Source organism: Bradyrhizobium sp., from assembly GCF_049581145.1.
GTDB lineage: Bacteria > Pseudomonadota > Alphaproteobacteria > Rhizobiales > Xanthobacteraceae > Bradyrhizobium.
In genome coordinates, this window is the sequence record NZ_JBAURI010000587.1 from 1 (window position 1) to 5,204 (window position 5,204).

A 5,204-nucleotide genomic window follows, 5' to 3' on the forward strand; every position below is an offset into this window, starting at 1 on the left:
GCCCGATCTCGCCGCGAACAGCCGCAGGAAACGCCTGCAGGTCTTTGCGGCTGGAACCCACGAAAACCGTAGGCTTGAGCGAGCGTAGGAGATCGATCGCCGGCTTATAGTAATATACCTATAGGCGATAGTCAAGTAGGCGATCGTCGAGACCGATAATGATCGGAGCAAAGCCTCGGCCGAGGCTTGGCTCGAGTTATTCCGCCGCCGCCGCAAAACGGGCGTTATCCAATTCCGCTTCGAGCCGCACCTTCTCGACCGCAGCCTTGGCGATGGCCTCGTCCTTGACGTGGCCGTAGCCACGGATCATCTCCGGGATTCGCGCCAGCTTTGCCAGCAGCGGGATCCGCTCAGGGCCGAGCGCGGCGGTGTGCTGGTCGATCATCGCCAGATAATCCGCGATCAGCTTGCGCTCGGCCTTGCGTTCGGCGGTGCGTGCGAACGGGTCGAACGCGGTGCCGCGCAGGAATTTGAGCCGGGCGAGCAGACGGAAGGCATGGAGCATCCAGCCGCCATACTCCTGCTTGCGCAGATGGCCGGCCTGGTCGCGCGTGGCAAAGATCGGCGGGGCAAGATGGAATTTGAGGCGGACATCGCCGTCGAATTTCTCCGCAAGCTTGCCGGCGAAACTGCCGTCGGTATAGAGCCGCGCGACCTCGTATTCGTCCTTGTAGGCCATCAGCTTGAAGAGGTTTTTTGCCACAGCTTCGGTGAGCTCGGTGGAGGACGGCGCTGCAGTGGTTTCCGCCTTGCGAACCCTGTCGACCGCTGCGAGGTAGCGCTCGGCATAGGCCTGGTCCTGGTAGTCGCTGAGGAATTTCGCGCGATAGGCGATCTGCTCGTCGAGCGTCCTGCTCGCCGCCGCCGGACGGCTGCGGAACTGTATGACCTGGCGGACGCGGTTGATGTCATGCGCGGCCAGCCGTCCCCAGGTGAAGGCCTGCTTGTTCATCTCGATCGCGGCGCCGTTGATCTCGATCGCCCTTAAGATGGCCTCCAGCGACAGCGGGATCGCGCCTTTCTGGAAGGCGAACCCAAGCAGGAACGCGTTGGTGGCGATGCTGTCGCCCATCAATGTCGCCGCGATGCCGGTGGCGTCGATGATGTCGAGATTGCGCTCGCCGATGGCGTCGCGCAGCGCGATCTGCATTGCGCCCATCTCGAAATCGAGATCGGGATTCTGCACGAAGCTTGCGGTCGGCTGCAGGTCGGCATTGACGAAGGCCCGCGTCACGCCGCGCTCGACCCTGGAGAGCGCGGTCTCGCTGACGGAGACCACGATGTCGCAGCCGAGGATCAGGTCGGAGCCGCCGGTGGTGATGCGCACGGTCGCGATATCCTCAGGCGTTGGCGCGATGCGGACATGGCTCATGACCGCGCCGTTCTTTTGCGACAGCCCGGTGAAGTCGAGCGCCGAGCAGCCGCGGCCGTCGAGATGGGCGGCCATGCCGAGCAGCGCGCCGATGGTGATGACGCCGGTGCCGCCGATGCCGGTGACCAGGATGTTGTAGGGACGGTCGAGCGCGGGGGCCTGGGGCAGCGGCAGGTCGGCGAACAATTGGCCGGAATCGACCGCGTTGGTCTCGATCTTCTTCAGCTTGCCGCCATGGACGGTGACGAAGCTCGGACAAAAACCCTCGACGCAGGAATAGTCCTTGTTGCAGTTCGACTGGTCGATCTGGCGCTTGCGGCCGAATTCGGTGTCGAGCGGCTGCACCGAGACGCAGTTCGACGCGACCGAGCAATCGCCGCAGCCTTCGCAGACCAGATCGTTGATGAAGACGCGCTTGGGCGGATCGGGATAGAGCCCGCGCTTGCGGCGGCGGCGCTTTTCGGCGGCGCAGGTCTGGTCGTAGATCAGGACCGTCAGTCCCTTGATCTCGCGCAGTTCGCGCTGCAGCTGGTCCAGCTCGCGGCGATGATGCACTGTCGCGCCTTGCGGGAAATAATCCCCGGGCGGGTATTTGCCGGGATCGTCGGAGACGATGACGAGCCGCTTGACGCCCTCGGCCCAGACCTGGTGCGCGATCTGCGCGGCGTTGAAGCTGCCCTCGGCGGGCTGGCCGCCGGTCATCGCGACCGCGTCGTTATAGAGAATCTTGTAGGTGATGTTGACGCCGGAGGCGGCCGCGGCGCGCAGCGCCAACAGCCCGGAATGGGTGTAGGTACCGTCGCCGAGATTCTGGAAGATGTGGGACTCGGTGGTGAAGGGCGCCTGTCCGATCCAGTTGGCGCCTTCGCCACCCATCTGGGTGATGGTATCGGTGCGCCGGCTCGGGACATAGAGCGCCATGCCGTGACAGCCGATGCCGGCCATCGCGCGGCTGCCGTCGGGAATTTTGGTCGAGCTGTTGTGCGGGCAGCCCGAACAGAAGAACGGCGTGCGCTGCAACGCGATCGGGGCGTGGGTTGCCGCGGGATGTTCGAACGCCTCCAGCCGCGCCAGCCGCTGTTCGAGCATGGGGCTCTGATGGCCCAGGCGACGCAGCCGCGCCACCAGAGCGGAGGCGACCATCGTCGGGGTCAGCTCGCCGCTGCTCGGCAACAGCTGTGCGCCGGTCTCGTCCTGCTTGCCGACCACCATCGGACGCTTCGAGGCGTCGACATTATAGAGAATCCGCTTCAGCTGGTCCTCGATGAAGCCGCGCTTCTCCTCGACCACCAGCACATCCTGCAGGCCTTCGGCAAACTGCCTGGCGCTGGTTTCCTCCAGCGGCCAGGTCAGCGCGACCTTGTAGATGCGCAGGCCCAGCGCCTCCGCATCGCGGTCGGTAATCCCGAGATCGGCGAGCGCCTGGCGCAGATCGAGATAAGCCTTGCCGGTGGCGATGATGCCGAGTCGCGCCGGCTTGCCGTCGAGCACGATGCGGTCGAGCCTGTTGGCGCGGGCGAAGGCCGCGACCGCCGCCATCTTCGGGCCGAACAGCCGCCGTTCCGCTTCCAGCGGCGGGTCGGGCCAGCGGATGTTGAGTCCGCCCGGCGGCATCTCGAAATCGGTCGGCAGCACGATATCGATGCGCGAGGGGTCGCTATAAATCGAGGCTGAGCTCTCGACCGTCTCGCCGATCGCCTTGAAGCCGACCCAGCAGCCCGAATAGCGCGACAGCGCAAAGCCATAGAGCCCGAGATCGAGGTAGTCCTGCAACGTCGCCGGGTTGATGATCGGCATCAGCGCGGCCGCGAACACCTGTTCGCTCTGATGCGCCAAGGTCGAGGACTGGCAGCCGTGATCGTCGCCGGCCAGCGCCAGCACGCCGCCATGGCGCGCGGTGCCGGCCGAGTTGGCGTGCTTCAGCGCATCGACCGAGCGATCGACGCCAGGTCCCTTGCCGTACCAGATGCCGAACACGCCATCGACTTTTGCGCCGGGGAACAGGCCGACCTGCTGGCTGCCCCATACAGCGGTCGCCGCCAGATCCTCGTTCAGGCCGGGCACGAAGGCGATGTCCTGGCTCTGCAGGAAGGATTTGGCGCGCCACAGCGCGTGGTCGTACATGCCGAGCGGCGAGCCGCGATAGCCGGAGATGAAGCCCGCGGTGTTGAGCCCGGCCACGCGGTCGCGTTCGCGCTGCAGCATGGGCAGCCGGACCAGCGCCTGGACGCCGGAGAGGTAGATCCGCTTCGCCTCGAGCCGGTATTTGTCGTCCAGCCCAACCTGCAGCAGCGTCATCTCGTTACTCCGTAAAGTCATTTGGGCTGACGGCTGAAATCGCCCTCGCGGCGATGGCGGCCCTCTGCAAGTGAAAAGCATGTGCCGGTAATGTCAATATCGCTGGCCCTTTGGCGTCCGCCCGCATGGCCGTTGTGAAGGAATTTCATGGGTTTGAACGCGCGCGATCGAGCGATCGCGGAGCGATCGACGTGGCGTGTCGCCGCGCGCCTGCCGCGGACGCGCGCCGCCAACTTTGATGTTGAAACGGGCGACGCAAGAGCCTCGCAACCTTGGCTCATTTTCAAAGCGGCCGGCGCCGCGTGCATGCAATCCTCGCACAACGAATGAGCAAATCCCTGTCACAAAACTTCCGCACAGAGAATAAGCAGAATGAGTTGGGAGGTTTAACCATCTGAAATGACGTCGGATTTTCTGTCGCCGGGTCGGCGGCCGCTATTGTACACAATGGCATGGCGCTTGCTTCGCTGGGGTTGAGAGTTCTCTCGCCCAGGGGGCGCGCAACACCATGCTGAACTCAAGACCCGCAGCAAGCGGCACCGTCGTCGCCGAGCCCGAACCGATCGCGCTGGACTGGTCGACCACCGCGCTTGTCATCATCGACATGCAGCGCGACTTCATGGAGCCCGGCGGCTTCGGCGAAACCCTCGGCAACGATGTCGGCCAGCTGGCCCGCGCGGTGAAGCCGATCGCCGCGCTGCTGGCTGCCGCGCGAAAAATGGGGATGCTGGTCGTTCATACCCGCGAGGGTCATCTGCCCGATCTGTCGGATGCGCCGCCGGCCAAGATCGAGCGCGGCGCGCCCAGTCTGCGCATCGGCGATCCCGGACCGATGGGGCGGATCCTGATCCGCGGCGAAGCCGGCCATGACATCATTGCCGAGCTCTATCCGCTCGACAGCGAGATCGTGATCGACAAGCCCGGCAAGGGCGCGTTCTACGCCACCGAGTTCGGCGACGTACTGCAGAAGTACGGCATCGAGAATCTCCTGGTGTGCGGCGTGACCACCGAGGTCTGCGTCAACACCACCGTGCGCGAGGCCAACGACCGCGGCTACCGCTGCGTCGTGATTTCCGATGGCTGCGCCTCCTATTTCCCCGAATTCCACGACATGGGCCTGAAAATGATCAAGGCCCAGGGTGGCATCTTCGGCTGGGTCGCCGACTCGGCCGCGGTTCTCAAGGCAATGCAAGCGGAGACGGTCAAATAATCCATTAGCGGGAGCATCATGATGAGCACGAGCGCGACAATGACGGCGAGGCCCGGTTTCAAGCCGGTGCTGTGGACGCCGGGGGACTGGAACGCGTTTTTCGGGTTTGGCACCAATATCCTGGTCAACATGCTGGTGCTGACGGGTCTGTTGCGGTTCGTGCTGAAGATGCCTGACTCTGTCGTGTTCGGCCGCATCCTGCCGGCGCTCGGCCTGATGCTGTGCCTCTCGACCTTCTATTATGCCTATCTGGCCTATCGGCTGGCGCAGAAGACCGGCCGCACCGATGTCTGCGCGTTGCCGTCGGGCGTCAGCGTGCCGCAC

General features: G+C 64.6%; 3 protein-coding genes and 1 pseudogene. 2 read left to right on the forward strand and 2 right to left on the reverse strand.

All coding sequences use genetic code 11. The features are described from left to right. Positions 1-196: 196 nt before the first annotated feature. Positions 197-3,670, reverse strand: a complete 3,474-nt coding sequence (locus WCB02_RS19415; RefSeq protein ID WP_423960505.1) for an indolepyruvate ferredoxin oxidoreductase family protein — start codon at positions 3,668-3,670, stop codon at positions 197-199. Positions 3,671-3,687: 17 nt separating this feature from the next. Then, positions 3,688-3,978, reverse strand: coding sequence for a hypothetical protein (locus tag WCB02_RS19420; RefSeq protein ID WP_423960508.1), 291 nt, complete (start codon positions 3,976-3,978; stop codon positions 3,688-3,690). Positions 3,979-4,178: 200 nt separating this feature from the next. Here WCB02_RS19420 and WCB02_RS19425 point away from each other — a divergent pair, with 200 nt between their 5' ends. Together WCB02_RS19425 and WCB02_RS19430 are read left to right on the forward strand one after the other, a co-directional pair. Beyond that, positions 4,179-4,880: a cysteine hydrolase family protein gene (locus WCB02_RS19425; RefSeq protein ID WP_423960510.1), complete on the forward strand. Its 702-nt coding sequence runs from the start codon at positions 4,179-4,181 to the stop codon at positions 4,878-4,880. 21 nt (positions 4,881-4,901) lie between these two features. Then, positions 4,902-5,204 (forward strand): annotated as a pseudogene (locus WCB02_RS19430) (regulator); the annotation flags it as partial.